This window comes from Actinoplanes sp. NPDC049316 (genome assembly GCF_040677315.1).
GTDB lineage: Bacteria > Actinomycetota > Actinomycetes > Mycobacteriales > Micromonosporaceae > Actinoplanes.
Genome location: NZ_JBFAQM010000003.1, coordinates 71016 through 97089, shown reverse-complemented (window position 1 = coordinate 97089; position 26074 = coordinate 71016). Strand labels below are relative to the sequence as shown.

At 73.0% G+C, this 26074-nt stretch carries 25 protein-coding genes; 7 read left to right on the top strand and 18 right to left on the bottom strand.

The window, feature by feature from the left end; all coding sequences use genetic code 11:
* The first annotated feature begins 171 nt into the window (after positions 1-171).
* Genes AB0K03_RS05730 through AB0K03_RS05720 form a run of 3 tightly spaced genes read left to right on the top strand, consistent with a single transcriptional unit; the run spans position 172 to position 1533 of the window.
* Complete coding sequence (locus tag AB0K03_RS05730) at positions 172-591, top strand: roadblock/LC7 domain-containing protein (protein ID WP_364680994.1); 420 nt, start codon at positions 172-174, stop codon at positions 589-591.
* Positions 591-953 (top strand): DUF742 domain-containing protein, encoded by a 363-nt coding sequence (locus AB0K03_RS05725; protein WP_364680991.1) that lies wholly within the window; start codon positions 591-593, stop codon positions 951-953. The genes AB0K03_RS05730 and AB0K03_RS05725 overlap by 1 nt, the downstream gene beginning before the upstream one ends.
* 19 nt (positions 954-972) lie before the next feature.
* Positions 973-1533, top strand: a complete 561-nt coding sequence (locus AB0K03_RS05720) for an ATP/GTP-binding protein (protein WP_364680989.1) — start codon at positions 973-975, stop codon at positions 1531-1533.
* A 122-nt stretch (positions 1534-1655) separates the two neighbouring features.
* Here the strand turns inward: AB0K03_RS05720 and AB0K03_RS05715 are convergent, their stop codons facing one another.
* The 4 genes from AB0K03_RS05715 to AB0K03_RS05700 all read right to left on the bottom strand — a co-directional run bounded on the left by AB0K03_RS05715 (position 1656) and on the right by AB0K03_RS05700 (position 5537).
* Complete coding sequence (locus AB0K03_RS05715; RefSeq protein WP_364680988.1) at positions 1656-3044, bottom strand: tryptophanase; 1389 nt, start codon at positions 3042-3044, stop codon at positions 1656-1658.
* 10 nt (positions 3045-3054) lie between these two features.
* Positions 3055-4164, bottom strand: coding sequence for a tryptophan dimethylallyltransferase family protein (locus tag AB0K03_RS05710; protein WP_364680985.1), 1110 nt, complete (start codon positions 4162-4164; stop codon positions 3055-3057).
* 68 nt (positions 4165-4232) lie between these two features.
* On the bottom strand, positions 4233-4793 hold the full coding sequence (locus AB0K03_RS05705; protein WP_364680983.1) for a DinB family protein: 561 nt from the start codon (positions 4791-4793) through the stop codon (positions 4233-4235).
* Positions 4794-5297: 504 nt separating this feature from the next.
* Positions 5298-5537 (bottom strand): hypothetical protein, encoded by a 240-nt coding sequence (locus AB0K03_RS05700; protein ID WP_364680980.1) that lies wholly within the window; start codon positions 5535-5537, stop codon positions 5298-5300.
* A gap of 90 nt (positions 5538-5627) precedes the next feature.
* Between AB0K03_RS05700 and AB0K03_RS05695 the strand changes: the two genes are divergently transcribed.
* The gene (locus AB0K03_RS05695) at positions 5628-7388 is read left to right on the top strand and encodes an acyl-CoA dehydrogenase (protein WP_364680977.1); all 1761 of its coding nucleotides are present in this window, start codon (positions 5628-5630) and stop codon (positions 7386-7388) included.
* Here the strand turns inward: AB0K03_RS05695 and AB0K03_RS05690 are convergent.
* Positions 7385-10393 carry a BTAD domain-containing putative transcriptional regulator gene (locus tag AB0K03_RS05690; protein ID WP_364680974.1) on the bottom strand — a complete coding sequence of 1003 codons (3009 nt, stop codon included), beginning with the start codon at positions 10391-10393 and terminating at the stop codon, positions 7385-7387. The genes AB0K03_RS05695 and AB0K03_RS05690 overlap by 4 nt on opposite strands.
* A gap of 78 nt (positions 10394-10471) precedes the next feature.
* On the opposite strand from AB0K03_RS05690, the gene AB0K03_RS05685 reads away from it, so the two are divergent.
* On the top strand, positions 10472-11347 hold the full coding sequence (locus AB0K03_RS05685; RefSeq protein ID WP_364680971.1) for an alpha/beta hydrolase: 876 nt from the start codon (positions 10472-10474) through the stop codon (positions 11345-11347).
* 15 nt (positions 11348-11362) lie between these two features.
* Here the strand turns inward: AB0K03_RS05685 and AB0K03_RS05680 are convergent, their stop codons facing one another.
* Positions 11363-12274: a phytanoyl-CoA dioxygenase family protein gene (locus AB0K03_RS05680; RefSeq protein ID WP_364680968.1), complete on the bottom strand. Its 912-nt coding sequence runs from the start codon at positions 12272-12274 to the stop codon at positions 11363-11365.
* Positions 12275-12431: 157 nt separating this feature from the next.
* On the opposite strand from AB0K03_RS05680, the gene AB0K03_RS05675 reads away from it, so the two are divergent.
* On the top strand, positions 12432-13109 hold the full coding sequence (locus AB0K03_RS05675; protein ID WP_364680966.1) for an NUDIX domain-containing protein: 678 nt from the start codon (positions 12432-12434) through the stop codon (positions 13107-13109).
* A gap of 12 nt (positions 13110-13121) precedes the next feature.
* Here AB0K03_RS05675 and AB0K03_RS05670 read toward each other — a convergent pair whose 3' ends face one another.
* The 8 genes from AB0K03_RS05670 to AB0K03_RS05635 form a co-directional block, all read right to left on the bottom strand.
* On the bottom strand, positions 13122-13745 hold the full coding sequence (locus AB0K03_RS05670) for a TetR/AcrR family transcriptional regulator (protein WP_364680963.1): 624 nt from the start codon (positions 13743-13745) through the stop codon (positions 13122-13124).
* A gap of 36 nt (positions 13746-13781) precedes the next feature.
* Entirely contained in the window at positions 13782-15362 is a 1581-nt protein-coding gene (locus tag AB0K03_RS05665) for an MFS transporter (RefSeq protein WP_364680960.1), read from the bottom strand.
* A 148-nt stretch (positions 15363-15510) separates the two neighbouring features.
* Positions 15511-16374 carry an RNA polymerase sigma-70 factor gene (locus AB0K03_RS05660; RefSeq protein ID WP_364680957.1) on the bottom strand — a complete coding sequence of 288 codons (864 nt, stop codon included), beginning with the start codon at positions 16372-16374 and terminating at the stop codon, positions 15511-15513.
* Positions 16371-16946 (bottom strand): carboxymuconolactone decarboxylase family protein, encoded by a 576-nt coding sequence (locus AB0K03_RS05655; RefSeq protein WP_364680954.1) that lies wholly within the window; start codon positions 16944-16946, stop codon positions 16371-16373. Before AB0K03_RS05655 ends, AB0K03_RS05660 begins: the two co-directional genes overlap by 4 nt.
* A 72-nt stretch (positions 16947-17018) precedes the next feature.
* Complete coding sequence (locus AB0K03_RS05650; RefSeq protein WP_364680952.1) at positions 17019-17888, bottom strand: hypothetical protein; 870 nt, start codon at positions 17886-17888, stop codon at positions 17019-17021.
* Between the two features lie 9 nt (positions 17889-17897).
* Positions 17898-19157, bottom strand: a complete 1260-nt coding sequence (locus AB0K03_RS05645) for a Gfo/Idh/MocA family oxidoreductase (RefSeq protein WP_364680950.1) — start codon at positions 19155-19157, stop codon at positions 17898-17900.
* Positions 19148-19996 (bottom strand): class II fructose-bisphosphate aldolase, encoded by an 849-nt coding sequence (locus AB0K03_RS05640; protein WP_364680948.1) that lies wholly within the window; start codon positions 19994-19996, stop codon positions 19148-19150. Before AB0K03_RS05640 ends, AB0K03_RS05645 begins: the two co-directional genes overlap by 10 nt.
* Before the next feature lie 12 nt (positions 19997-20008).
* Positions 20009-20911 (bottom strand): 1-phosphofructokinase family hexose kinase, encoded by a 903-nt coding sequence (locus tag AB0K03_RS05635; RefSeq protein ID WP_364680945.1) that lies wholly within the window; start codon positions 20909-20911, stop codon positions 20009-20011.
* Positions 20912-21143: 232 nt separating this feature from the next.
* Here AB0K03_RS05635 and AB0K03_RS05630 point away from each other — a divergent pair, with 232 nt between their 5' ends.
* A complete protein-coding gene (locus tag AB0K03_RS05630) occupies positions 21144-22055 on the top strand; it encodes a carbohydrate kinase family protein (protein ID WP_364680942.1) in 912 nt (303 codons plus the stop codon).
* Here the strand turns inward: AB0K03_RS05630 and AB0K03_RS05625 are convergent.
* Genes AB0K03_RS05625 through AB0K03_RS05610 form a run of 4 tightly spaced genes read right to left on the bottom strand, consistent with a single transcriptional unit; the run spans position 22036 to position 26042 of the window.
* A complete protein-coding gene (locus AB0K03_RS05625; RefSeq protein ID WP_364680939.1) occupies positions 22036-22857 on the bottom strand; it encodes a carbohydrate ABC transporter permease in 822 nt (273 codons plus the stop codon). The genes AB0K03_RS05630 and AB0K03_RS05625 overlap by 20 nt on opposite strands.
* Positions 22857-23801 carry a sugar ABC transporter permease gene (locus tag AB0K03_RS05620; RefSeq protein ID WP_364680937.1) on the bottom strand — a complete coding sequence of 315 codons (945 nt, stop codon included), beginning with the start codon at positions 23799-23801 and terminating at the stop codon, positions 22857-22859. Before AB0K03_RS05620 ends, AB0K03_RS05625 begins: the two co-directional genes overlap by 1 nt.
* Positions 23801-25117, bottom strand: coding sequence for an ABC transporter substrate-binding protein (locus tag AB0K03_RS05615; RefSeq protein ID WP_364680934.1), 1317 nt, complete (start codon positions 25115-25117; stop codon positions 23801-23803). The genes AB0K03_RS05620 and AB0K03_RS05615 overlap by 1 nt, the downstream gene beginning before the upstream one ends.
* 40 nt (positions 25118-25157) lie before the next feature.
* Positions 25158-26042, bottom strand: a complete 885-nt coding sequence (locus AB0K03_RS05610; protein ID WP_364680931.1) for a sugar isomerase — start codon at positions 26040-26042, stop codon at positions 25158-25160.
* Positions 26043-26074: the final 32 nt, after the last annotated feature.

Genomic DNA, 26074 nt, shown 5'->3' with positions numbered 1-26074 from the left:
TAAGGCCCACCGCCGGCCGGACAAGGCCCACCGCCGGCCGGACAAGGCCCACCGCCGGCCGGACAAGGCCCACCGCCGGCCGGACAAGGCCCACCGCCGGCCGGACAAGGCCCACCGGCCGCAGCACGAGAACCCCTCCCCGCAGCACAACCCACGAGGACAGGAAGAGCCATGGAACCGACCCCGCACAACGACCTCACCTGGATGCTCGACGAGCTCACCGCCGTCAACCAGGTGCTGCACGCGCTCGTGCTGTCGACCGACGGGCTGGTCGTGCAGAAGTCCGCGTCGCTGGACCGGGACGCCGCCGAGGTCCTCGCCGCCGCCGCGTCGTCGCTCTACAGCGTCGGTGCGGGCGTGGGCCGCCGGTTCGCCAGCGGCCCGGTGGACCAGATCATCGTGGAGTTCCAGGACCGGACGCTGTTCATCGCCTCCGCCGGGGAGAACGCCCGGCTGGCCGTGCTCGGCGGCGAGGACGTGGACATGGGCACGGTCGCGTACGAGATGGGCCGCCTGGTCACCCGAATCGGGCAGTACCTCGGGGCGCAGAGGCGCGACGGCGCGCCGCTCAACGGGCACGCCGCACGCTGATGGCCGGCCGGGAGCCCGGGGAGGCCCGGGACGAGTCGGACCGGCTGGTGCCGCTGTACGTGCTGGTGAACGGCCGGACCACGCCGCGCAACGCGGCGCTGGACCTGGCCACCCAGGTCGTCGCGCTGCCGGCCGACACGACCGTGCTCGAGCCGGAGTACCAGCAGATCCTCCGGCAGTGCCGGGAGTGGATGTCCATCGCGGAGATCTCCGCCTATCTGGGACGGCCGCTGACGGTGGTGAAGGTGCTCGTCGACATCCTGCTCGAGCAGGACTACCTGGCCCTGGGCTCCGCCGCGCAGCAGACCGTCTACGACCGTGCCCTGCTGGAGACGCTGCTCTGCGGCCTCCAGCGGCTCTGACCTCAAGGACACGACACCAATGGAACGCACATCCGTCAAGGTCGTCATCGCCGGGGGTTTCGGCGCCGGCAAGACGACCATGGTCGGCTCCGTCAGCGAGATCCCGCCGTTGACCACCGAGGAGGTGATGACCGAGGCCAGCGTCGGCGTGGACGACCTCGCCGGCCTCGAGGAGAAGCACCAGACCACGGTCGCGCTGGACTTCGGCCGCATCACGATCAACAGCGAGGTGGTGCTCTACCTGTTCGGCACGCCCGGGCAGGACCGGTTCTGGTTCATGTGGGACGAGCTGGCCCAGGGCTGCGTCGGCGCGGTGGTGCTGGTCGACACGCGGCGGCTGCCGGCGAGCTTCGCCTCCATCGACTACTTCGAGCGGCGCGGCATCCCGTTCGTCGTGGCGGTGAACACCTTCTTCGGCGAGTGCTCGTACACCGACGACGAGATCCGCGCGGCGCTGCAGCTCAACGGGGAGGTCCCGCTGGCGCGCTGCGACGCGCGCCGGCGGGGTTCGGCGGTGGAGGTGCTGATCGGTCTGCTGCAGCACGTGCTCGCCAAGCTGCCGGCCCCTGCCGGACCATGAGCTGCCCCGCCCGCGCCGACGCCCTCGGCAGCGCCGCCGGGGCGTGCCGGCGCGGGCGGGGAGTCCACGCCGGCACGCGGGGCGAAGCTCGAACCGGCGCCCGAGGAAAGCCCGCGCCGGCGCTAAGCCACCGGCTCCAGCCGTACCTTGAAATGCCGCAGCAGGGCCGGCGCCGACACGATGCGGTAGCCCCGCACCCGCTCCGGATCCTTCGCGATCCGGGCCAGGGTCGCGGCGACGTAGTCGAGATGGGCGTCGGTGTACACCCGTCGCGGGATGGCCAGCCGCACGAGCTCGAACGGCGCCGGCTGCACCAGCCGATGCTCCTCGTCCATCGCCCCGAGATACAGCGACCCCAGTTCGGCGCAGCGGATGCCCCCGCGAAGATAGAGCTCACTGGCCAGTGAGTGGCCGGGGAACTGGGCCGGCTCCAGGTGCGGCAGGAGCCGGCCGGCGTTGAGGTAGAGGGCGTGGACGCCGGCCGGGCGTACGGTGTCGACGCCGGCCTCGTTGATGAGCGCGGCCAGGCGTGCGGTCGACGCGGCCCGCGAGCGCAGGTAGTGCACGTCGACGACCTCGCGCAGGCCCTGGGCGATGCGTTCCAGGTCGTGGCCGGCGAGACCGCCGTACGTGGAGAAGCCCTCGGTGGCGATGAGGTTGGCCTCGCACACGGCGAAGAGCTCGGCGCTGCGCAGCCCGATGAGGCCGCCGACCGGGGCCAGCCCGTCCTTCTTGAGGCTGACGAGGCAGCCGTCGGCGAGCTGGAACGCGCGGGTGGCGATCTGCCGGGGCGTCCAGTCTCCGTAGCCGTCCTCGCGTTCCCGGACGAGCCAGGCGTTCTCGGCGAAGCGTGCGGCATCCAGCAGGAACGGGACCCCGTACCGGCGGCAGAGCGCGGCGACGGCCTCGAGGTTGGCCATGGACACCGGCTGCGCGCCGAGGCCGTTGTTGGTGATCGTCATGAGCACCAGGCCGACCCGGTCGCCGTCCGGACCGCCGAGGGTGTCCACGAGCGCGCGCAGGTCGATGTCGCCCTTGAACGGCTCGTCGCTGTCCAGGTCGAACGCCTGCGGGCAGGGCAGGTCGAGGGTGTGCGCGCCGGCCAGCTCCACGTTGGCGTGCGTGGTGTCGAAGTGGGTGTTGCTGACGCAGATCTGCCCGGGCTTGAGCAGCGCGGAGAACACGATGCGCTCCGCGGCACGCCCCTGGTGCACCGGCAGGACGTACGGATAGCCGGTCAGGTCGCGGACCTCGTCGCGGAAGCGGAACCACGAGCGGGCGCCGGCGTACGACTCGTCGCCACGGGCCGCCGCGGCCTCCTGCTCCGCCGAGGTCGCCCCGGTGCCCGAGTCGCTGAGCAGGTCCACGGTGATCTGGTCGGCCCGCAGGTTGAACGGATTGTGCCCGGCGGCGGCGTACGCCTCGCGGCGCTCCTGGGCGGTGAGGAACGGGATCGGTTCGACGACCTTGATCCGCCACGGCGGCAGCAACGGGGACATCTCTTCGGTCATGGCGTTCCTCCTACCGGGCCGGAACCCGCTGCGGTTGCGGGGCGCTCACGGAATACGCCTCCGACGACAGGTAGACGGTGACGCCGGGTCGCGGCGGCCCGAGCCGCAACGACACGTGGGCGAGCAGGCCGGCGCCCTCGTCGAGGGGCCGCGAGGTGACGGCCGCCATCGCGGGGCCGAGCTGCTCGGGGTCGAAGCCGTGCCGGTCCATCAGCCCGCGGATCCGGTCGCGGGCCTGCGCGTCGTCGGTGACGTAGCTGCGGATCGGTACGTACACGCTGTATCCGATCGGCCGGTCCGCGCCGGCCGCATACGTGTAGCTGCTGATGATCGGGCGGCCGGTGTACGGGCCGGGCCCGGCGGCCTGCCGGCAGAAGCTCGTGACGGTGCCGGTGTCGACGCCGGGGACCATCGCCGCGGCGCGGGCCACGTCGGCCAGGTCGGCGTCGTGCTGGGAGACGTAGAGCTTGATCCGGGCGCTGTCGGCGTCGTGCAGGTCGAGCGCGAAGAACGTGAACCGGTCGGCGGCGCCGAGCTCGCCGGGCCGCAGCCCGCGCAGCCGGACGGCCCGGTGCGCCGGCGCGGCCCCGAGCCGCCCGAGGGCCTCGGTGACCAGTGCGTCGGCGTCGGCCACCCCGCGGATCTCGGGGTTCAGGTACACCTTGAACTCCGGGGTGCGGCGCAGGATCAGCGAGTGCCACATGCCGAAGACGCCCTGCGGGCGCTCGGTGGTGAACAGGTCGAGCACCCGGTCGAGCCGCGCCGTGGTCAGCCGGTGCCGGCGGGTCTGCCGGTGCAGGAAGGCGAGCGCGGACGAGAGGTCGGCCGGGCGGCTCAGGTCGGCCACCGCGGCCTCGGCGAGAATGCGCAGCGTGGGCCGGCTGTGGCGGTGGAAGGCGACGGAGAACTCGACGGGGGTGTGGTCGTCGGCGATGTCGGAGGGCCAGGCGGGGCCGGCGTCGAGCGGCCGGGGGCCGGCCGGGCCGAGCAGGTCGGCGACGAGCTGCGCCGACATCACCGGGTCCGCCCCGGTCACCCGGCACAACCGGGTCAGCTGATCGGTGACATGGGTGACGAGGGACGTGACCGGCACGTGACCCTCCACTGAGGACGCGATCACGCGATCATTAAATCAGTAAATGTCTATGACATGACCACGTGTCAACCGATCATCCATTGTGTCCTACGTCACTGCCCCGTGCGGCCGTCGATGCACTCGCGGAGCAGATCGGCGTGGCCGCAGTGGCGGGCGTACTCCTCGACCATGTGGATGAGCACGTCGCGCACGGTGGTCTCCTCGCCGTGCCGGGTCAGCACCGTGGCACCGAGGTCGGGCCCCTCGTCCAGCCATCGGTCGGCTGCGGCGATCCGCTCCCTCCAGGTCGCGAACGCCTCCTCGACCACCGCCGGGTCACCGGCCGCGCCGTCGAAGTCGACGTCCTTGCGGTCGGCCGACCAGTACGGCGGGACAGCGTCGCGGTTCCCCTTGAGGCACAGCTCGAACCAGATGTGCTCCACCCGGGCCAGGTGGCGGACCAGGCCGAGCAGGCTCATCGTGGACGGCGGCACCGACCGGGCCGCAAGCTGCTCCGCCGACAGATCCTCGCACTTCAGCCCCAGGGTGAGCCGGTAGTGGGTGAGGTACTCCCGGATGGTGGCCAGCTCGCCGACCGGCTTGCCCGCCACCCGCGGATCGGCCCCGGGGGGCGCCCACATGCCGTTGTGCCCCACCACGTGTTCGCTCGTCATGATCTCACCTTCGACGATCAGCGCCGCGATGCCAAGCCGGTTCCGGGGGCCGCATGCGTCGCGGCCCCGGAACCCGTCAGCGGGTGGCCGGCGTGATGCCGAAGTCGCGCCAGGCCGTGCCGTAGTCCTGGAAGCCGAGCCGGGCGCCCGCGGTCCGCGTCCCGGTCCCCTTGGCGACGATCTTGCCGCTGCCCGAGATCGAGTAGACGGGGCCGCCGCTGTCACCCGGGTCAGCTTGATCGCCTGGATCGGCAGGCCGGGGCTGCCCGCCCGGACGGCGGCCGCGGCCGCCCGCAACTCGCTCACGGAGTGGGCGGCGCTTTTCACAAGTACGGGCGCAGTGCGAGAAGCGTTCGCGACGGCCCGCCGCATCGACGGGGGAACGACGCCCTTCCACCACAACGCCACCGCCGAGTCCTCGAGCACGATGCCCGCGTACCCGGGGCAGCTCCCCCGCTCGACCTCCCACGGCATAGACTTTCCATTACGCGCTGGCTACCGCCGCTATTCACATTCCTCGTCGTCGTCCCGCACCGCCGCCACGTCGTCGAGGAAGTCGACGAACCCGGCCGGCCAGTGCACGGGAGCCGGGAACAGCGCCGGCTGTGCCTCGAGCGCCAAGCCGACCCGGACGAGCACCGCGGCGACCTCCGGTGGCACCGGCACGGTGTGCCGCTGCTCGAGCAGCAGCGACCGTTCGCGGTCGCCGAGCGCGTCCCAGACGTCCACGAACAGCTCGTTCACCGGCTCACCGTAGAGCGCCCGGCCGCAGCTCAGGGGCCATTCGCCGACCGGCAACCCGGGTCACGCGGCGATCCGGGGCAGAATCGGGGGATGTCTCGGATCCTGTCGCCGCGCGACCTCGAGTTCCTGCTCTACGAGTGGCTGGACGTGGAGGCGCTCACCCGCCGTCCCCGGTTCGCCGAGCACTCCCGGGAGACCTTCGACGCGATGCTCGAGGTCTCCGCGCAGATCGCCGAGCGGGAGTTCGCCTCGCACAACCGGGCCGGCGACCTGCACGAGCCCACGTTCGACGGCGGGCGGGTGACCGTGATCCCCGAGGTGAGGGCCGCGCTGAAGGCGTTCAACGACTCGGGGCTGCTGGCCGGGGCGCTCGACGAGGAGATGGGCGGGCTGCAGCTTCCGCATGCCGTCCTGCGCGCCTGCTTCGCCTGGTTCCAGGCCGCGAACATCGCCACGTCGGCGTACCCGATGCTCACCATGGCCAACGCCAACCTGCTGCTGACGTACGCGAGGAAGGAGCATGTCGACGCCTTCGTCCGGCCGATGCTGGAGGGCCGGTTCACCGGCACGATGTGCCTGTCCGAGCCGCAGGCGGGGTCGTCGCTGAGCGACGTGACGACCCGGGCCGTGCCGGCCGGCGACGGCGTGTACCGGCTGCACGGCAGCAAGATGTGGATCTCGGCGGGCGACCACGAGCTCAGCGAGACGATCGTGCACCTCGTGCTGGCCCGCGTGCAGGGCGCGCCGCCCGGGGTCAAGGGGCTGTCGCTGTTCATCGTGCCGAAGCACCTGCTGGGACCGGACGGCTCGCCCGGGGAACGCAACGACGTGGTGCTGGCCGGGCTGAACCACAAGATGGGCTTCCGCGGCACCACCAACGCCGTGCTCTCCTTCGGCGACGGCACGTACGAGCCGCAGGGGGCGCCCGGCGCGGTCGGCTATCTGGTCGGCGAGGAGGGGCGCGGGCTCGCGTACATGTTCCACATGATGAACGAGGCACGGATCGGGGTGGGCACCGGCGCGGTCGCCCTCGGCTACACCGGCTACCTGCACGCGCTCGCGTACGCCCGGGAACGGCTGCAGGGCCGCCCGGTCGCCGGCAAGGACCCGGCCGCGCCGCCGGTGCCCATCATCCGCCACCCGGACGTCCGCCGGATGCTGCTGGCCTCGAAGTCGTACGTGGAGGGCGGCCTGGCCCTCGTCCTGTACGCGGCGGCCCTGCTCGACAGCGAGGATCCCGACGCCCCGCTGCTGCTGGACGTGCTCACGCCCATCGTCAAGGCCTGGCCGTCGCAGTGGTGCCTCAAGGCCAACGACCACGCGATCCAGGTGCACGGCGGCTACGGCTACACCCGCGAATACCCGGTCGAGCAGTTCTACCGCGACAACCGGCTCAACCCGATCCACGAGGGCACGGACGGCATCCAGGCGCTCGATCTGCTGGGCCGCAAGGTGGTCATGCAGGGCGGCGCGGGCCTGGCCCTGCTGCTGCGGACCATCGGCGAGACGACCGCCCGGGCACCGGAGGAGCTCGCCGGGGCGGCGTCGGCCCTCGACGCGGCGTGCACCCGGCTCGCCGAGGTGACGCGGAGGCTGTGGGCCACCGGCGACCCGGATAAGGCGCTGGCCAACGCGACGACGTACCTGGACGCCGCCGGGCACATCGTCATCGCCTGGATGTGGCTCGAGCAGGCGATCGCCGCCGCTGGCAAACAGGGGTCGTTCTACGACGGCAAACGGCTCGCGGCCCGGTTCTTCTTCACGCACGAGCTTCCGCGTACGGGCCCCTGGCTGGACCTGCTCGCCGGCGGCGACACGCTGCTCGCCGATCTGGACGACACGGTGCTCTAAAGCAGCTTCCGGAGCGCCGCGAGGTGCTCGCGCACGGTGCCGAACGAGACGACGCCGCTGCCCGCCCCGGCCAGTTCACCGGCGGCGGGCAGCAGTTCGCCGTACAGCCGCTCGGCCGCCTCCCGGTCCCCCAGCTCCGCCACGGCCCGCGCGGCGAGGCACAGCCGGGCTTCCCGGAGCAGGTCGTGCGGCGACGCCGGCAGAGCCCGTACGGCCTGAGCCGCCTCGTCCCGCCGCCCCGCGGCGAGCAGCCGTCCCGGCCGCACCCACGGCTCGTACGGGCCCACGTCCCCGCCGTCGCGCCCGATCGACAGCAGCGCGAGACCGAGCAGGCCGTCGCTCATCCCCGGCATGCCGCTGCCCGCCAGCCGCGCGCACGCCGTGCGGTACGCCTCCTCGGCCGGACGCCCGGCCACCGCGAGCCGGAGGGCGGCGTACAGCTCGGTGAACACGCCCACCACGGGCAGCTCGTAGCGGCCGGCGAGCCGGTCGGCGGCGGCCGCGTGCCCGTCGGCGGCGTCGAACTCGCCCCGCGCGCACGCCGCCTGCAGCCGGATGAGACGCCCGAGCACCTCCACCGTCACCAGATCGTGCTTCGCGGCCAGCTCGACGATCTCCGCGCCGATCCGGTCCCGCTCCCCCGCCGTCCCGGTACGGGCGAACGCGTGCATGAACCGCGCGTTCAGCGCCAGCGCGAGCAGCCCCGGATCGTCGAGCCCCCGGGCGATCTCCTCGGCCTCCGCGGCGGCCCGGCGGCCCCGGTCGCCGGTGTCCCCGCGCAGCTCGAGGGCGAGCGTGGACAACAGCCGGCTGCGCAGTGCCGGGGGCGATCCCGGCAGGAGGCGCTCCGCGGCGCCGACGACGCGGCCGGCCAGCTCCTGGTCGTCGTTGCGCGGCCAGATGGCCGGCACGTCGAAGCCGGTCAGGACGGACGCGGTCAGGCCGGGGTCGCCGGAGGCCGTGACCGCGGCGATCGCTTCGGCGCGCAGCGCCCGTGTCTCGGCCAGGTGACCGGTGACCGCGAGATTGCGCCCCAGGCCGGCGAGCGCGATCAGCCGCGCCGGCAGGTCGCCGGCAGCGGCCCGCAGGGCTTGCCGCCACAGCCGGGCGGCCTCGTGCGGGTTGCTGCGGCGCTCCGCCTCCTCCGCGGCCGTCCGGGCGTACCGCGCGGCCTTCGGCAGGGCGGCCCGGCTCCCGGCGAGCCCGAAGTGGTGGGCGAGGACGGCGGCGTCGCCGGGCGCCAGGCGTTCGATCGCCGCCCCGGCCGCCGCGTGCCAGTGGGCGCGGCGAACGGCCGACAGGTCGCCGTAGACGGTGTCCCGCACGAGGATGTGCGCGAACCGCAGGCGTGGCCCGTCCTCGGTGAGGAAGCCCGCGGCCAGGGCGTCGTCCAGCGCGTCCACCACGTCGCCGGCCAGGACGCCGAGCACCTCGGGGTCGACGTCGCGGCCCAGCACGGACGCCTGCCGGAGCACGTCGCGGGTCCGTTCGGGCAGCCGGGCGAGCCGGTGCCGGATGACGTCGCGGACGCCCGCGGGGATGTCGTCCAGCGCGGCTCCGTCGGCGTGCAGACGGGCGAGCTCGCGGGAGAAGAACGGGTTGCCGCCGCTGCGCCGGTGGACCGTACGGGCGACGCCCGCGCCGGCGGGCCGGCCGAGCACCCCGGCCACCAGCTCGGCGACCTCCAGCTCGCCGAGGCCACCGAGGTAGACCCGCACCGGCTCGGTACGCGCCAGCCGCGCCAGCGCCGCCGTCAGCGCCGGACCGATCTCCGTGGCCCGGTACGTCCCCAGCAGCATCGCCCGCCCGGGCCCGGCGACCAGGCCGGTGAGCAGATCGAGGCTGTCGGCGTCGGCCCGGTGCAGGTCGTCGGCGACCAGCAGCACGGGTGAGCGGCCCGCGGCGGCGGCGATCCGGGCGACGGCCTCCCGCCGGCGCCGGAACCGCACGGCGGCCGGGTCCTCGCCGGGTCCCGGCGCGGTGTCCGGCGTCCACGGCCACGCGACCGGGACGCCGTCGTCCTCCGGTCCACGTCCCCACAGCACCACCCACCCCTGCCCGGCGAGCCGCCCGGCCAGCGTCTCGGCCAGCGCGCTCTTGCCGGCGCCCGGCTCCCCCGAGATCAGTGCGACCACGGGCTCGTCACCACCGGCGGCCCGGCCCGCGGCCGCTTCGAGAAGCGCCAGCTCGTCCTGCCGCCCCACGAAGACACGTCCGGCCGCCGGCGGCGGCACGGACGCGGGTGACTCCAGATGCGGCGCCTGGGCCAGGATGTCCGACTCCAGCCGGCGCAGCCGCGGCCCCGGGTCGACGCCGAGCTCCCCGACCAGCACGTCCCGCGCCCGGCGCAGCGCCGCGAGCGCTTCGCCCTGCCGGCCGGACCGGTACAGCGCGGTGGCCAGCAGGTGCCACGCGTCCTCGCGCAGCGGCGCCTGCGCGGTGTGTGCCTGCAGGTCGGACACCGCCTCGGCCGCGCGCCCGAGCTCGATCAGAGCCTCCGCCCGTCGTTCGACCGCGAGCAGCCGCAGCTCGTTCAGGCGGTCGATCTCCGCGCGGGCCCACGGCTCGGCGTCGTACTCGGCGTACGCGGGTCCGCGCCACAGCGCGAGGGCCTCGTCGAGCCGGGCCAGGGCCTCCCGCGCCGGGTCGCCGGTCCGGGCCACCGCCGCCTCGAAGCGCCAGGCGTCCACCGCGTCCGGGGCGGCGTGCACCGCGTACCCGGGTGGCGCCGTGACGAGGATGTCGGCGGGCCGCCGCGGGGCCCGGTCCGGCTCCAGCACGCGGCGCAGATCGGCGACGAACGTCCGGATGGCAGCGACGGCGCCGTCGGGCGGCGTCTCCCACAGATCCCCGACGAGCCGGTCCACCGGCACGACGCGGCCGCGGGCCACGAGCAGCCGGGCCAGCACGGCGCGCTGCCGGGCGCCGCCGAGCGCGACCGGCTCACCCGCGGCGTCGGCGCCGATCGGCCCGAGCACCCGGAACGTCGTCACCCGGCCGGTCATGGCCACCCATCGTAGGCGGCGGCCGGCACTCATCCGGCGCTGATCCCGTGCTCATCGGCGCCCGCCACGCTGGGCGGCATGGACAGCATCACCGGATTCGACTACCAGGACGTCCCGGTCGCCGAGGGCGTCACCCTGCACACCGCGGTCGCCGGCAGCGGCACGCCGATCGTGCTCCTGCACGGCTTCCCGCAGACCCACCTGATGTGGCGGCACGTCGCGGCCGATCTCGCCGCGGACCACACCGTCATCTGCCCCGACCTGCGGGGATACGGCAACAGCAGCAAACCCGGGGACCCCGGCGGTACGGCGTACGCGAAGCGCACGATGGCCGCCGACATCGTGGCCCTTGCCCGTGCGCTGGGCCACGACCGGTTCGCGCTCGCCGGGCACGACCGGGGCGCGCTGGTCGCCTTCCGCGCCGGCCTGGACCACCCGGACGCGGTCTCCCACCTGGCACTGCTGGACATCGTCCCGACCCTGGACATGTGGGACGTGCTGCACGGCGTCTCCGCGTCGGTGGCGTTCCACCTGTACCTGATGGCCCAGCCGCCCGGCCTGCCGGAGGCCATGATCGCCGGAGCCGCCGACGCGTTCTTCGGCTACTTCGTCGACGTGTGGACCAAGGACCCGGCCGCCCTGCCTCCGGGGGTGCGCTCGGCGTACCTGGCGGCGTCGCGGGCTGCCGTGCCCTCGATCGTCGCGGACTACCGGGCCTCGGCGGGCATCGACATCGAGCACGACCGCGCCGACCGGAACGCCGGGCGGACGTTCGCGATGCCGGTGTCGGTGCTGCAGCAGGACTGGGGCGCCGCCCTCGGCTACGACGCCGCCGCCGTGTGGCGGGCCTGGGCGCCGGACCTGCAGCACGCCCTGGTGACCTGCGGGCACTTCATGGCCGAGGAGGCCCCGGCGGAGGTGGTCAAGGCCCTGCGCGCCCTGCTCGCCCGCTGACCGCGCGCCGTCCCGTCAGCGCAGCCACGGCACCGATCGATCGAGCAGTCCGCGTTCGCGCAATTCGCGGCGCAGCGGAATGTCCTCGTCGACGTATCCGTCCCATTTCACGCCCCAGTAATTAATCGTGCCGGGGGCCTCACCGAGTAATTGGCGTTGCACCGGAGTGCGGTTGTTCCACCAAGCGCTCCCCCGATCCACCGGCATGTCGTCGAGCGGCCGGATCCACCGGTACGTATATCCGACGAACAGTATTTTGCGGGTCACGCCGCTGGTGTTCACCGAGCGGGAATGCCACAGCCGGCGGTCGAAGACGAACGCGTCGCCCGGCTCGGCGGTGATCTCGACCGCGCCCAGCGGGTCGGGGTGGCCGGCGGCCGGGCCGGCGGGCCGCTCCAGCGTGTTGCGCAGGTGGCTGCCCGGGATGACCTTGGTCGCGCCGCGGCCGGTGCGCGACAGGTCGGAGAGCACGTAACCGACCTTGAGCGAGAACATCGGCCGCGGCAGGGCCGGGTCGAGCGTCTCGGGATCGGAGTTCTGCCGGTAACCGTCCTGGTGCCAGCCCCACGACGGTGGCTCCTGCGCCCGCGCCGGCGGCGTCACGTCCAGGTGGTTGTGGTGGCTGTAGATGTTCCAGCCGGCGATGCCCCAGATGTACGGGAACACCGCCGGCGCCGTGAGCAGCTCGCCGAACTCCTCGTCGCGGGGCAGGAAGCCCAGCAGGTGCAGCACGCCGTCGTCCTTGACCCGGCCGGCGGCCTGCTCCTCGGCGTACACGCGGTCGACCGCCGTCTCGAGGCGTCGCCGGCGGTCCTCGTCCAGCGCGCCGCGGACGAGAACGACCCCGCGCTCGAGGAATTCGGTGCGCTGCGCGGGCGTCAGCGGCTCGTACCCGCTGCGCATTTCCTGGTGCATGGTGGATGGCATCGACGCCTCGTTTCAGCTCGGCTTTGTCCTCTTGACGCGAGCCGCGCCCGTCGGCGTTGCCTGATTCGACGAATTCGCCGGAGAAAATTCACGGCGCAATCGCGCCGGCACCGGAAGTCAGTTAACATCGGGCGGTTCCGGACGTTATTCTCGGCGCATGGATTCGACGATCTTGCCGAGGCCCGGCGTCGACGTCCCCGACCACCGCGGCCGCACCGGCCTCGACCAGGCGGGCCGCGACCTCACCGGCAACCCCGACGTGGTGGTGCGCGACGTGCAGCTGCTGGCCAGCGGCTGGCACGTGCTGCGCCGCACGACGTACGACTACCGCCACGCCGACGGCACCTGGACCACCGAGAACCGGGAGACGTACGACCGCGGCAACGGCGCGACGATCCTGCTCTACGACCGCGGCCGCGGCACCGTGCTGCTGGCCCGCCAGTTCCGCTACCCCGTGTACGTCAACGGCCACCCCGACGGCATGCTGCTGGAGACCGCGGCCGGCCTGCTGGACGACGACGACCCGGAGACGGCGATCCGCCGGGAGGCCGGTGAGGAGCTCGGGGTCGTCGTCGGCGAGCTCGAGCACGTCTTCGACGTCTACATGAGCCCGGGATCGGTCACGGAGCGGCTGCACTTCTACGCAGCGCCGTACACGCCGGAGAGCCGGACCACCTCCGGCGGCGGGCTGGCCGCCGAGGGCGAGGACATCGGGGTGGTCGAGCTGCCGTTCGCCGAGGCCGTGGAGATGATGTACGACGGCCGCATCGCCGACGCCAAGACCGTGATGCTGCTGCAGTGGGCCGCCCTGCGCGGCCCGTTCGCCGGATCCTGACGCGGCCGCCGGTCAGGCCGCCGCGCCCCGCAACAGGGCGTCGACCAGCTTCTCGGCGTAGCCGTCCTCGGGAACGTTGGGGTTCCAGTTCAGCATGTTCTGCGCGATGCTCGGCCCCGAGATCATCAGCAGGGTCAGCTCGATGTCCAGGTCCGCGCGCAGCTCACCGGTCTCGATCCCGCGCCGCAGCACCTGACGCATCACCTCACGGCGCGGCTCGGTGGCCGCCTGGTAGACCGCCTGCATCTCGGCGCTGCGCACCATCTCCGGCAGCAGGCAGGCCGTGACCTTGCTGTACCGCTCCATGCGCTTGGCGCGACCCTGCTTGACCAGCATGACGAGGTCGTCGCGCGCCGACTTGCCCTCCGGCTCCGGCAGCGGGCCCTTCATGCGGGCCACCGCGTCGGTGAGCAGCGCGACCTTGTTGGCCCACCGGCGATAGATGGTCGCCTTGCCCACGCCTGCCTTCGCCGCCACCGCCTCGATGGAGATGGCGTCGGCGCTCTGCCCCTCGGCGAGCAGGGCCGTCACCGCCTCGAGGATCGCCTCGTCGGCTCGGGCATCGCGGGGCCGGCCCGGTGCCTTGCGGCCCGGACCGGATCCCGCGTCAACGCTGACCGTCGTCATGCGCTCCATTGTTGCCGAGCCTTCACCGTACGGCCACGAGGGTCGTCACGCCTCGACCAGTTCCACGCCCTGTTCCTCGGCGAGGGACTCGGCCGTGCTGGGCACCGGGGCCTCGGCGGGCCGCCTGCCGGGCAGCCACAGCACCGCGACGAGCACGCCGAGCAGGGCGAACAGCGTCGTGCCGAGCGAGGCGTAGTGCATGGCGGAGATGAACGAGTCGTTGGCGGTCCGGATGAGCTCCGGGGCGCCCGGACCCGCCTGGGCGGCCACCCCGTACGCCCCGGAGATGGACTCGTTCGCGACGTCGCGCGCGGCGGCCGGCAGGCTCGCCGTCGCATCGGTCATGCCGTCGCGGTACGCCGACGACAGCACGGCACCGAGCGCGGCGACGCCGAGCGCGCCGCCGACCTGGCGGATGGTGTTGCTGACGGCCGAGCCGACACCCGCCTTCTCGCGGGGCAGCGAGGCCATGATCGACTCGGTGGCCGGCGGCATGACGTTGGCCATGCCGACGCCCATCACGAAGAACAGCGCGCCGACGATCCAGATCGGGGTCGTCGCATCGATCGCGAGCCACCCGGCGAGCGACGCCGCGACCAGCAGCAGACCGGCGGAGCCCACCACCTTGGGGCCGAACCGCTTGACCATCGCGGCGCTGCGGGGCGCGAAGACCATCTGCGCGACCGCGAACGGCACGAACAGCGCGCCCGAGGCGAGCGGGCCGTACCCGCGGACCAGCTGCAGGTAGAACGCGCTGAAGAACATCATGCCCATGGCCGCGAAGAACACCAGGCCGATCATGCCGGTGGAGGCGGAGAACTGGCGGTTCGTGAACAGCCGTACGTCCAGCGACGGGAACGGGATGCGCCGCTCGTACGCGATGAACGCCGCGAGCACGACGGCCGCGCCGGCCAGCGAACCCCACGACTCGGGCCGGCCGAAGCCGTTCTCGCCGCCCTCGATGACGCCGTACGTCAGCAGGCTCAGGCCGAGGATGGACAGCAGTACGCCGATGATGTCGATGCGGCCGGGCCTCGGGTCGCGCGACTCGGGCACGAGCACGCTGACCAGCACGACCCCGGCGATGACGACGGGCACGTTGATGAGGAAGACCGAACCCCACCAGAAGTGCTCGAGCAGCAGGCCGCCGACGATCGGGCCGATGGCCACGGCCAGGCCCACGGCGCCGGCCCAGACCCCGATGGCGCGGCCGCGCTCGTGCGGCTCGAAGACGTTGGCGATGATGCTCAGCGTGGCCGGCATGACCGCGGCGGCGCCCAGGCCCATCAGGGCGCGCGCCCCGATCAGCTGGTCGGCGCTCCCCGCGTACGCCGACAGCAGCGAGGCCAGTCCGAAGAGCGCGAGCCCGACGGTGAGAGTGATCCGCCGGCCGAGCCGGTCGGCGAGGATGCCGGCGGTGAACAGCAGGCCGGCGAAGACGAGCGTGTACGAGTTGATGGCCCACTCGAGCTGGCCCTGGCTGGCGCCGAGGCCGGCCTTCGGGTCCGCGATGGTGCGCAGGGCGACGTTCAGGACGGTGTTGTCGAGGACGACGACGAGCAGGCTGATGACGAGGACGCCGAGAATGGCCCAGCGCCGTGGATGCCCGGTGTGCGGAACGTCCATGGGTGCTCTCCCGTGAGGCTGTCGGAGATTCGATACGGCACAGTTCCGTATCCAAGAGCGACCCTAGGCCGCCGGAAGCCGATACGGAACGGACTCGTATCGTAATGTGGCCGTCCTCACGATCCCTCCGCGCCGGGAATAGGCCCACTCAGCGCCGCAGCTCGGCCGGGTGCTCCAGCCGGCCGAGCTTGCGGGGGTTGCGGATCGCGTACACGTGGGTGATCCGGCCGTCCGCGACCACCACGCTCGCCGCGGTCGTCTCGCCGGCCACGTCGAAGCGGACGCCGGGCGTCCCGTTGAGCCAGACGGCGCTCAGCCGGAAACCGGGCACCCGGGCGACGGACGCCAGGAAGGCCGCCGCCTTGCCGGCCCCGACGATCGGCTTGCGGGCCGCCGCGACCAGGCCGCCGCCGTCGGCCGTCACCACGACGTCCGGGGCGAGCACGTCCATCAGCCCTCGGACGTCGCCCGTGGCGACGGCCGTCATGAACCGGTCGACGACCGCCTGCTGCTCGGCGCGGTCCACCCGCATCCGCGGCCGCCGCGCCGCCACGTGCTCGCGGGCGCGGTGCGCGATCTGCCGGACCGCGGCGGGTGACTTGCCGAGCGCCTCGGCGATCTCGTCGAACGGTGTGTCGAAGACCTCGCGCAGCACGAACACCGCGCGCTCGGCCGGGCCGAGGGTCTCCAGCACGGTCAGCATCGCGATGGAGACGTTCTCCGCCAGCTCGGCGTCCTCCGCGACGTCGGGTGTGGTCAGCAACGGCTCGGGCAGCCACTCCCCGACGTACTCCTCGCGGCGGCGGGCGACCGTGCGGAGCCGGTTGAGCGCCTGCCGGGTCACCACGCGCACCAGGTACGCGCGCTCGTCGCGGACCCCGGCGCGGTCCACGCCGGCCCACCGCAGCCAGGTCTCCTGCACGACGTCCTCGGCGTCGGCGGCCGAGCCGAGCATCTCGTACGCGACGGTGAACAGCAGGCTACGGTGGACGACGAACGGGTCGCCGCTCATGAACGCGACGGTACGGCCAGCGGCGGCAGGTCGCAGGACGCCGAGAACTCCTGCGACTCCACGCCGAGCGCGGTGTTCGACCGGGTCATGAAGTTGGCGACCGCGACGTACGCCGTGAGCTCCACCAGCGCGGCCGGGCCCAGCGCCGCCAGCAGCCGCGCCGACATCTCGTCGGTCACGGCCGGCGGGGTCTGCGTCATCGCCTCGGCGTACGCCATGACGTCCCGCTCCAGGGGCGTGAAGACGTCCGACTCGCGCCAGCGCGGCACCTCACGGGCCTTGGCGACGTCCAGCCCCTCGTTGTGGGCCGCGAAGTAGCCGAGGTCGAGGCAGAAGCTGCAGCCCACGAGGCTCGCGACGGCCATGTGGGCGTACGACTTCAGGTTCGCGTCGCACCGGTCCCACTTCTGCGCCGAGCGGCCCACCCGGAAGCTGAAGTCGAGCACCTTCCGGTTGTGCCACAGGACGCCGACGGGCTCCGGGACCGCGCCGAACATCTTGCGCGAGATCCGCTTCACCACCGCACCGTAGACGCCGCTCACGTCCGCTTGGGGGATCCTCGTACCGCTCATCTCTGCTCCTCGAGGTGATCTGCGTTGACATGCAGACACCGGCGGCGGCCGGGATGTGACATCGGCCGGGGATCAGCCGTGGCGGTGGTGCTTCTTCACGTACGTGTAGCCCGGCGCGAGCGGGCTGGGCTCGATCTGTTCCTCCTCGACCGCCCGCTCGTGCAGCGTGACCTGCCGCTCCGACGGCCGCGCGCCGGGCGGCAGCTTGCGGACGAACCCGTGGACCAGGTGCTCGGCGCGGTCGGCGCCCTCGCCGTCCTCGTCCTCCCCCGGCCACGGGGCCGGCTCCACCAGCGGCGCGTAGAACAGCATGTCCGCGCTCTTCTGCCCCTCGACCGCCGGGTACGACGGGTAGCCGGCCGAGGTGACGCTGCCCTCGACCCGGGTCAGATAGCCCTCGCGGATCAACTGGTCGACGGCGTTGCGCAGCAGGAACGTACCCCGGGCGCCGCGACCCAGCCCGCAGTGACCGGCCAGCTCGGACTCGGGCAGCACCGCGCTGCCGTCGTCGAAGACCCGGCCCTGACGGCGTACGGCCCGCAGCACCTGGCCCCGGTTGGACTTGTCCGGCGCGATCTCGCGGGTGACGACCTTCGGGTCGTACTCGTGGAAGTAGGCGACCCCGTCGACGCTCATCGGCTCGTCGAGCGCCGTCGCTCGCACGACGACCTCGTCGCGGGCCGCCTGCCACGTCACGGTGACCAGCACACCGGGACGCAGGTCCGCCGGCCAGGCCACTCCGGCGAACTGCCACTCGACGTCCTGCCGCAGCGTGGTCTCGAAGGAGTGCCGGACGGGCGTGAGACCGTGCTCGCGGTAGTCGAGCACCACCGGCACGACGTCGTGGTCCTGCAGCGCCTCGACGCACTCCTCCGGGGCGGCGCACACCGCGTCCTCGAGGTCCGCCCGCCACAGGGCGAACCGGCGGGTCGCCGTTCTCATGAACAGACCCTACCGGCCAGGTGCAGCGAGGGTGACGATGCCGCCGCTCAGGCGGGCGCGTTCGGCCGCCCAGACGACGCGGTGGCTGGCCAGGCTCTGCACGGCGTCCGACGTGATCAGCGACGGGTCGCCGGCCTCGACCGCAGCGAGGAACGCCTCGGTCAGCCCTTCGTCGCCGCCGCCGTGCCCGCCGGCCGCGGACGGGCCGCCCAGCGCCGCCGAGTCGATGGTCTGCTCGCGGCCGGTGCGGAAGTCGACGTGGCGGACCGTACGGCCGTCGCCCTCGAGGTATCCGTGGGTGCCCATCAGCCGGGTCCGCCGGTGCTCCGCCGGGGTGAACGCGCTCATGGTGAAGGTGCCGGTCGCGCCGTCGGCGTACTCCATGGTGACGACCTGGTGGTCGACCACGTCGTTGTCGCAGGCGTAGACGCAGCGGCCGTACGGGCCGGTGCGCAGCGCCTCGGTCAGGGCCCGTTCGGTGGGCTCGGCGGTGACCGCGCCGAGCGGCCAGAAGTGCTGGTCCGGGTCGGCGAGCGCGGCGAAGTAGAGCCGCTTCGCCGAGTACGGGCAGTCCGGCTCGACCGGGCAGTCCAGGCAGCGGTCCGCGGCGCCGTCGGGGCGTTCGGCGGCACGGAAGTGGGTGAGGCTGCCGAAGGAGGCGATCCGCGCCGGGACGCTCCCGGTCACGTGCACGAGCCAGTCGAGGTCGTGGCAGCTCTTAGTGAGCAGCATCGGCCCGGACGTGTCGGTGCGCCGCCAGTTCCCCCGCACGAACGAGTGGGCCTGGTGCCACCAGCCGACGGGTTCGAGGTGGTCGAAGCTGATCAGCCGCCCGATGCGGCCCTCGTCGACAAGACCCTTCACGAGCTTCGTGTACGCCGTGTAGCGCAGCACATGGCACACGGCCAGGATCACGCCGTGGCGTACGGCGGCGTCGGCGATCGCGCTCGCCTCCTCGTCGGTCGGCGCCATCGGCTTCTCCAGCAGGATGTGGTAGCCGAGCTCGGCGAGCCGTACGGCCGGGCCGACGTGCAGCTGGTCCTGGGTGGCGACGACGGCGGCGTCGGCGAGCCGGGGTCCCGCGGCCAGCCCGGTCCAGTCGGTGTGGACGTTCGCCGGCGCGACCCCGAACTCGGCGGCGACGCGCTCCCGCCGGTGCGGGTCGGGCTCGGCCACGGCGACGACGCGGGCCCGGCCGGTCGCGACCGCGTGCCGCGCGTACGTCTGCCCGCGCAGGCCGGCGCCGACGAGGGCGAGCGTCACGGGCACGGCACGGGCTCCCCGAGCAGGCGCAACGCCGAGGCGACCGTGGCCGTCATCGCGTCCCGCGCCGACGCCAGATAGCGGCGCGGATCGACCAGCGCGGCGTTGCTGCCGAGGCTCTCCCGGACCGCGGTGGTGAAGGCGCTGTTCAACGCCGTACCGATGTTGATTTTCACCATGCCCTCGCGGACCGCGGCGGCCAGCTCGTCGTCCGGCACGCCGGAGGAGCCGTGCAGCACGAGCGGCACGGGCACCGCCGCGCGCAAGCGGGCGATGAGCTCGTGGTCGAGCCGCGCGGTGCGGGTGTGCATGGCGTGCGACGAGCCGACCGCCACCGCGAGCGCGTCCACCCCGGTGGCCGCGACGTACGCGGCCGCGTCGCCGGGGTCGGTGCGCACGCCGGGCGCGTGGGCGCCGTCCTTGCCGCCGATCTCGCCCAGCTCGCTCTCGACCCAGAGTCCCTGGGCGTGCCCGCGGCGCACGGCCGCGGCGGTACGGGCCACGTTGTCATCGTAGGAGTGCTTCGACGCGTCGTACATGACCGAGCCGAATCCGCAGCCTGCCGCCTGGTCGAACAGCTCGTCGCTCTCCACGTGGTCCAGGTGCAGCGCCACCTTGACGGCCGAGGCGTCGGCGATGCAGCGGGTGGCGGCCGCGATCGGGGCGAGCCGGCCGTGGTGGAAACGCACCGCGTTCTCGCTGATCTGCAGGATGACCGGCCGCCCGGCCCGTTCCGCGCCGTCGACGATGGCCTCGGCGTGCTCGACGGTGATGACGTTGAACGCGCCCACCGCGATGCCGGCGGCCCGGGCGGCGTCGACGATCTCGCCGGTCGGTGTGAACACGGGGAACTCCCTTCAGCCCTGCAGGGCGGTGACGGTGACGGCGGGGCGCAACCGGTGGTACGCGGCCGCGTCGACGGTGCCCGCGACGGGCGCGCTGACGGCCGCCGCGGACAGCGCCACGGCGTCGGCGAGCAGCCCGGGCCAGGGGGTGGCGTCGCGCAGCCCCCGGGCGAGTGCGGCCACGCAGGCGTCGCCCGCACCGGTCGGGTTGCCGCTGACGGGTTCCGGCGGGGCCGCCTGCCAGGCGTCGTCGCCGGCGAGGGCGAGCAGGCCCTCGGGACCGCGGGACACCACCACCGAGCGAGCGCCGTGGGCGAGCACGTCGGCCGGCCGCGCGTCCGGTGCGAGCGTGGCCAGCTCGGCGGCGTTGGGCTTGGCGAGGTCGGGCCCGGCGGCGAGCCCGTGCCGCAGCGCCTCGCCACTGGCGTCCAGCACGACCGGCACGCCCGCGTCACGTGCGAGCCGGATCAGGGTCGCGTACCCGTCCTGCGGGACGCCGGGTGGCAGTGAGCCGCTCAGCGTGAGCACGTCCGCGGCGGCGAGCAGCTCGCGGACGTGATCCAGGAAGCCTTCCCACTCCTGGGCGGTGACCGGCGGCCCGGGCTCCCAGAAGCCGGTCGCATCGTGCCGGTCGGTGACCGCGACGGTGCGCCGGGTCTCCCCCGCGATCGGCACGAACGAGGCCGGTACGCCCACCGCCGCCAGCAGCTCGGTGACCCGGCGCCCGGTCGCGCCGCCGAGCAGCCCGGTGGCGAGCACCGGCTCGCCCAGCGTGTGCAGCACCCCGGCGACGTTGAGTCCGTTGCCGCCGGGCCGCTCGGCGACCGCCGCGACCCGGTGCGTGGCGTGCGGCACCAGCGCGTCCACCGTGTACGTGAGGTCGAGCGCGGGGTTCAGCGTCACCGTGACGATCATGGAGCCCTCGACCCCCGGAACCGTCGATCCGCCCCGCCTCGGGCGCCGGAGCACCCTGGCGCCCGGCTGCCGGACTGGCTACCGGCTGGGCGGGATCGCTGCGGCCGATTCAACTGATCGAACGAACAAGTGTCAATAGCTGTTTGTGCGCGTATGGTGCTCTGGACCCGTTGCAGGGCCTCGAAAAGCGCAAGTGCGCAATCCAGATTGTTCATATGGACAGGAGATGCTGATGGACGTGCTCGTCGTCGGGGACGCCAACCCGGACCTCGTGCTGCGCGGCGACGTCCGCCCCCGCTTCGGCCAGGCCGAGCAGCTGCTCACCGGCGCCGACCTCGTCCTGGGCGGCTCTGCGGCGATCACGGCCGCCGGGTGCGCGCGGCTGGGGCTGCGGACCGGCCTGCTGACCGCGCTGGGCGACGACGTGTTCGGGGCAGTCACGCGCAGCGCGCTCGAGGAGCGGGGCGTCCGCCTGCTGCTGGCCGAGGCCACGCCCGGGACGCCGACCGGCCTCAGCGTCATCCTGTCGCCGGCGGAGGAGGACCGGGCGATCCTGACCCTGCCGGGCACGATCCCCACGCTGCGCCCGCAGGACGTGACCGACGAGCAGCTGGCGGCCACCCGGCACCTGCACGTCGCGTCGCTCTACCTGCAGCCCGGGCTGGCCACCGGGCTGGCCGGCGTCTTCGCCCGGGCCCGCGCCGCCGGGGTCGGCACGTCGCTGGACACCAACTGGGATCCGGCGGAGAAGTGGGAGTCGATCGCGGACATCCTCGCGTACACCGACGTGTTCCTGCCGAACGCCAACGAGCTGCGCGCGGTGACCGGCGAGTCCGATCTGGACGCGGCGGCCGCCACGCTGACCGCCGTCGGCACGACCGTGGTGATGAAGAACGGCGCGGCGGGCGCGCGGGCCTGGGGACCGGACGGCGGGTGCTCGGCTCCCGGCCGTACCGTCGACGTGGTCGACACCACCGGCGCGGGCGACAGCTTCAACGCGGGTTTCCTGGCCGCCCGCCTGGCCGGGCGGCCCCTCGCGGAGGCGATCGCCTGGGCGGCCGTGGCCGGATCGCTGAGCACCCGGGCGGCCGGCGGCACCGCGGCCCAGGCCACCCGGGAGGAGCTCAGCCCTTCAATCCCGTGAACGTCATCGTCGCGATGAACCGCCGCTGGGCGACGAGGAAAGCGACGATCAGCGGCATCGTCGCGATGACGTTCCCGGCCATCAGCTGCGACCATTCCGTACGCCGGGTGCCCTGGAAGCTGGCGAGCCCGACCTGCAGCGTGTACTTCGTGTCGTCGGAGATGGCGATCAGCGGCCACAGCAGGTCGTTCCAGCTGGACAGCAGGGTGAACACCGCCAGGGTGGCCAGCGCCGGGCGGGCCAGCGGCAGCACCACGCTGACGAAGGTCCGCAGGGCGCTGCACCCGTCCAGCCGCGCGGCCTCCTCCAGCTCGACGGGGAGCCCGAGGAAGAACTGACGCATCAGGAAGATGCCGAACGCGGAGGCGAGCCACGGCACGAACGCGGCCGCGAGGGTGTCGACGATGCCGGCGCGCGCGAACATGAGGTACGTCGGGATCATCAGCAGCTGGATCGGGATCATCACGGTCGCCACGATGGCCAGGAACGCGATGCCCCGCCCGGCGAACTTGAGCCGCGCGAAGCCGTAGCCGGCCAGCGAGCAGAGCACGAGGTGCGACACCACCGCGATCGCCGAGACCAGCACGGTGTTGCCGAACCAGCGCAGGATGTGCGACTCGGCCAGCAGCGTGCGGTAGCCCTCGACGTGGAGGCTGGCCGGGATGAACTTCGGCGGGAACTGGTTGATCTCCTGGGTGGTCATGAACGACGTCAGGACCATCTGCACCAGCGGCAGCACGAAGATCAGCGCGAGCGGCATGAGCAGCAGGTGCCAGGGGCTGAAGGGCAGGCGCCGGCGCATCAGAACGCCTCCGATCCGGAGCGGCGGCTGTACCAGATGACGCCGAGGGTCAGCAGCATCGTGACCGCGAACAGCAGGTACGCGACGGCGGCGCCGTACCCGAGCCGCTGGGTCTGGAAGGCCAGCTCGTAGATGTAGTAGACGACGGTCTGCGTGCTGTTCATCGGCCCGCCGCGGGTCGTGGTGTAGATGAGGTCGAACAGCTGCATCGCCGTGATGGTCTGCCAGATCGCGGTGAACACGGTGACCGGGCGCAGCTCGGGCAGGGTGATGTGCCGGAACACCCGCCACCGGCTCGCGCCGTCCACCACCGCCGCCTCGACCAGCTCCTTCGGGATGTCCTGCAGCGCGGCCAGGTACACGACGGCGCAGAAGCCGACCTCGCCCCACAGCGCGATGATGCAGATGACCAGCAGGGCCTGCGCCGGGTTCTCCAGGAACTGCTGGGTGGGCAGCCCGAGCCGGCGCAGCGCCTCGTTCGCCGCGCCGAACTGCGGGTTGAACACGAAGCTCGCCAGGATGCCGGTCGCCGCCGCGGACGCCACGTACGGCACGAAGATGCACGTCCGGTAGAAGCCGATGAGCCGGATCCGCTGGTTCAGGGCGACCGCGATGAGCATGCCCATCAGGATCGAGCCCGGCACGAACAGCACGGTCAGCACGAGCGTGTGCTGGGCCGCCGCGGCCGCGTCCGGGTCCTGCACGATCCGCTCGTAGTTGCGCCACCCGATGCCGGTGGCCGGCGCGATGCCGTTCCATTTGGTCCGCGAGATGAAGAAGGCCCACACGGCGGGGAAGAGCGACAGGCCGACCACGAGCAGCGTCGCGGGCCCGGCGAAACCCCAGCCGGTGAGGTTGCGGCGCAACGCCCGACCGCGCCGGCCCCGCGCGGGCGGCGCGACGTCCTGATGCGTACGCGGTGTCGCCGCGAACGTGAGCGCCATCAGTCCTCCAGCGCGCCGGCGGACTTCTGGGCGGCCTGGTCGAGTGCCTCCTTGGGACTCTGCGCGCCCTGCAGAACCTTGGCGATGGCGTCACCGACGTTGCGGCTCATCACCTCGTACCCGGGCAGGGTGGGCCGGGCCTGCTTGGCGTTGGCGAGGTTGTCGAAGAACTTCTGCCCGCCGGGGTACTCCTTGACGTACGCGGCGAACTCCGGCGTGTCCTTCTCGCTGGAGCGCAGCGGCAGATTGCCGACCGCCAGGTTCCACTTGGCGTCGGTCTGCGCGCTGGTGAGCCACTTGACGAAGTCGCGGGCGGCGCCGGCCCGGTTGGCGTCGTCGTGGTCGAACAGCACCCACAGGTCGGGGCCGGAGACGGTCTGGTGGTCGCCGTTGACGCCGGGCAGGAACGCGACCCCGTAGTCGAGCTTGGCGGCCTTGATGTCCAGCAGCGACCACGGGCCGGACAGCATCATGGCGACGTGGCCGCTGTTGAACAGGGGCCCGTACTTCTCGTCGGTCTGGTCGAGGTACATGGACTTGTCGTCGACCGCCATCACGCGCAGCGTCTCGAGCGCCTTGACGCCGGCGTCGGAGTTGAACGCGGGCTTCTTGCCGTCGAGGATCTTCCCGCCGTTCTGCCAGAGCAGCGGCCACAGGTGCCAGGTGGTGTCCTCGCTGCCGGAGACCGAGTACGCCGTCCCGTACGTGTTGGTCGCCGGGTCGGTGAGCTTCTTCGCCGCCGCCCGGAAGTCCTCCCAGGACCAGTCGTCCGCAGGGTACGGCATGCCCTTGGCGTCGAACAGCTTCTTGTTGTAGATGAGCGCCAGGTTGTCCACGAGCGCCGGGATGCCGATCACCTTGCCGTCCGCGGTGGCGACCGTGCGGGCCGCCTCGGGCATCTCGGTCCAGCCGAACGACGGGTCGTTGACGTACGAGGTCAGGTCCTGCGTACGCCCGCTCGCGCCGAGGTCGCCGGCCCAGTTGCCGAAGGCGTACGAGATGTCCGGGTAGTTGCCGCCGGCGAACCCGGCGGACAGCTTGGTGAGCAGCTCGTCGGTGGTTCCGGCGCCCGCCGAGGTCTTGATGGTCACGTTCGGGTGGGCGGCGTGGTAGTCGGCGGCGAGCCGTTCGGCGACCTGCTCGGCCTCCGACGTCTGGCCGGTCCACCACGTGAGCGTGACGGCGGCGGCCGGGTCGTATCCGGCCGCCGCGTCCTTGCCGTCGTCCTTGGTGCCGCCGGTGCAGGCGGCCAGCAGCAGCGCCGTGCCGGTCACGGCCAGCAGCCGGGTCCGCCGGCCGCGCCTGGAAGTGATCATCACTCGAGAACCTCGATCTCCTGGGGGAAGGGATGGGTCGTCAGGCCGCGTCCAGGACCACCGAGCGGGTCAGCAGACGGGGACGGTCGGGGTCGAGGCCGCGGTGCGCGGCCAGGGCGAGCGCGAAGCGCTGGGCGAGTACGAGCTGGGCGAGCGGGTCGCGCCCGTCGCGGTAGGTGGTGGCACCGGCCGCGCGGCCGGTGTCGTCGAGCCCGGCGGGCACGCCGCCGAAGGAGAAGATCAGGCTGCGGCTGCCGGCGACGGCGACGGGTCCGTGCCGGAAGTCCATGGCCGGGTACGACTCGGAGTACGCCTGAGCCGCCTCGCGGACCTTCAGCGCCGCCTCGTGGGCGAGCCCGACGGTCCAGCCCGTCCCGAGGAAGACCAGGTGCTCGATGCCGGCCGGGTCGGCGGGCAGGGGTGCGGCGAGCGCCGCGCGCCCGTGGTCCGCCAGGTGGCTCAGGTCCTCGCCGAACGCGGCGCGGGCCAGGGCCAGGACGGTCGTGGGGAAGCGGGTCTGCACCACGCTGCGCTCGTCGGCGAAGTCCAGCAGCAGCCGGGACTCCGCCAGATCGTCGACCGGCATCCCGTCCACCGCGGTGACCGCGACCCGGTGGCTGCCGGCGGGCACCTGGCGCAGCGCGTCCAGCACCTCGGTGGAGGTGCCGGAGCGCGAGACGGCGACGACCCGGTCGTAGCGGCGCCGCGGCCGGTACTCCGAGGCGCACACCGCGTCGGTCTCGCCGAGCCCGGCGCTCTCGCGCAGCTCGGCGATGCTCTGGGCGACGAACCAGGACGTGCCGCAGCCCAGCAGCAGCACCCGCTCGCCGGGGGCGGCCAGCAGGTCCCGGGCCTCATCGGTGCGCTGCAGGGCCCGTTCCCAGACGGCGGGCTGGCTGGCGATCTCCTCGGACGTGTCGTTCATGGTCGAGGATTATGCTCGTTTGTTTTCGCATC

Excerpts from the sequence above, each read along its gene's own strand:
- AB0K03_RS05730 (WP_364680994.1), top strand. The coding sequence starts at position 172 with ATGGAACCGACCCCGCACAACGACCTCACCTGGATGCTCGACGAGCTC.
- AB0K03_RS05725 (WP_364680991.1), top strand. The coding sequence starts at position 591 with ATGGCCGGCCGGGAGCCCGGGGAGGCCCGGGACGAGTCGGACCGGCTG.
- AB0K03_RS05720 (WP_364680989.1), top strand. The coding sequence starts at position 973 with ATGGAACGCACATCCGTCAAGGTCGTCATCGCCGGGGGTTTCGGCGCC.
- AB0K03_RS05715 (WP_364680988.1), bottom strand. The coding sequence starts at position 3,044 with ATGACCGAAGAGATGTCCCCGTTGCTGCCGCCGTGGCGGATCAAGGTC.
- AB0K03_RS05705 (WP_364680983.1), bottom strand. The coding sequence starts at position 4,793 with ATGACGAGCGAACACGTGGTGGGGCACAACGGCATGTGGGCGCCCCCC.
- AB0K03_RS05695 (WP_364680977.1), top strand. The coding sequence starts at position 5,628 with ATGTCTCGGATCCTGTCGCCGCGCGACCTCGAGTTCCTGCTCTACGAG.
- AB0K03_RS05690 (WP_364680974.1), bottom strand. The coding sequence starts at position 10,393 with ATGACCGGCCGGGTGACGACGTTCCGGGTGCTCGGGCCGATCGGCGCC.
- AB0K03_RS05685 (WP_364680971.1), top strand. The coding sequence starts at position 10,472 with ATGGACAGCATCACCGGATTCGACTACCAGGACGTCCCGGTCGCCGAG.
- AB0K03_RS05680 (WP_364680968.1), bottom strand. The coding sequence starts at position 12,274 with ATGCCATCCACCATGCACCAGGAAATGCGCAGCGGGTACGAGCCGCTG.
- AB0K03_RS05675 (WP_364680966.1), top strand. The coding sequence starts at position 12,432 with ATGGATTCGACGATCTTGCCGAGGCCCGGCGTCGACGTCCCCGACCAC.
- AB0K03_RS05670 (WP_364680963.1), bottom strand. The coding sequence starts at position 13,745 with ATGGAGCGCATGACGACGGTCAGCGTTGACGCGGGATCCGGTCCGGGC.
- AB0K03_RS05665 (WP_364680960.1), bottom strand. The coding sequence starts at position 15,362 with ATGGACGTTCCGCACACCGGGCATCCACGGCGCTGGGCCATTCTCGGC.
- AB0K03_RS05660 (WP_364680957.1), bottom strand. The coding sequence starts at position 16,374 with ATGAGCGGCGACCCGTTCGTCGTCCACCGTAGCCTGCTGTTCACCGTC.
- AB0K03_RS05655 (WP_364680954.1), bottom strand. The coding sequence starts at position 16,946 with ATGAGCGGTACGAGGATCCCCCAAGCGGACGTGAGCGGCGTCTACGGT.
- AB0K03_RS05650 (WP_364680952.1), bottom strand. The coding sequence starts at position 17,888 with ATGAGAACGGCGACCCGCCGGTTCGCCCTGTGGCGGGCGGACCTCGAG.
- AB0K03_RS05635 (WP_364680945.1), bottom strand. The coding sequence starts at position 20,911 with ATGATCGTCACGGTGACGCTGAACCCCGCGCTCGACCTCACGTACACG.
- AB0K03_RS05630 (WP_364680942.1), top strand. The coding sequence starts at position 21,144 with ATGGACGTGCTCGTCGTCGGGGACGCCAACCCGGACCTCGTGCTGCGC.
- AB0K03_RS05625 (WP_364680939.1), bottom strand. The coding sequence starts at position 22,857 with ATGCGCCGGCGCCTGCCCTTCAGCCCCTGGCACCTGCTGCTCATGCCG.
- AB0K03_RS05620 (WP_364680937.1), bottom strand. The coding sequence starts at position 23,801 with ATGGCGCTCACGTTCGCGGCGACACCGCGTACGCATCAGGACGTCGCG.
- AB0K03_RS05615 (WP_364680934.1), bottom strand. The coding sequence starts at position 25,117 with ATGATCACTTCCAGGCGCGGCCGGCGGACCCGGCTGCTGGCCGTGACC.
- AB0K03_RS05610 (WP_364680931.1), bottom strand. The coding sequence starts at position 26,042 with ATGAACGACACGTCCGAGGAGATCGCCAGCCAGCCCGCCGTCTGGGAA.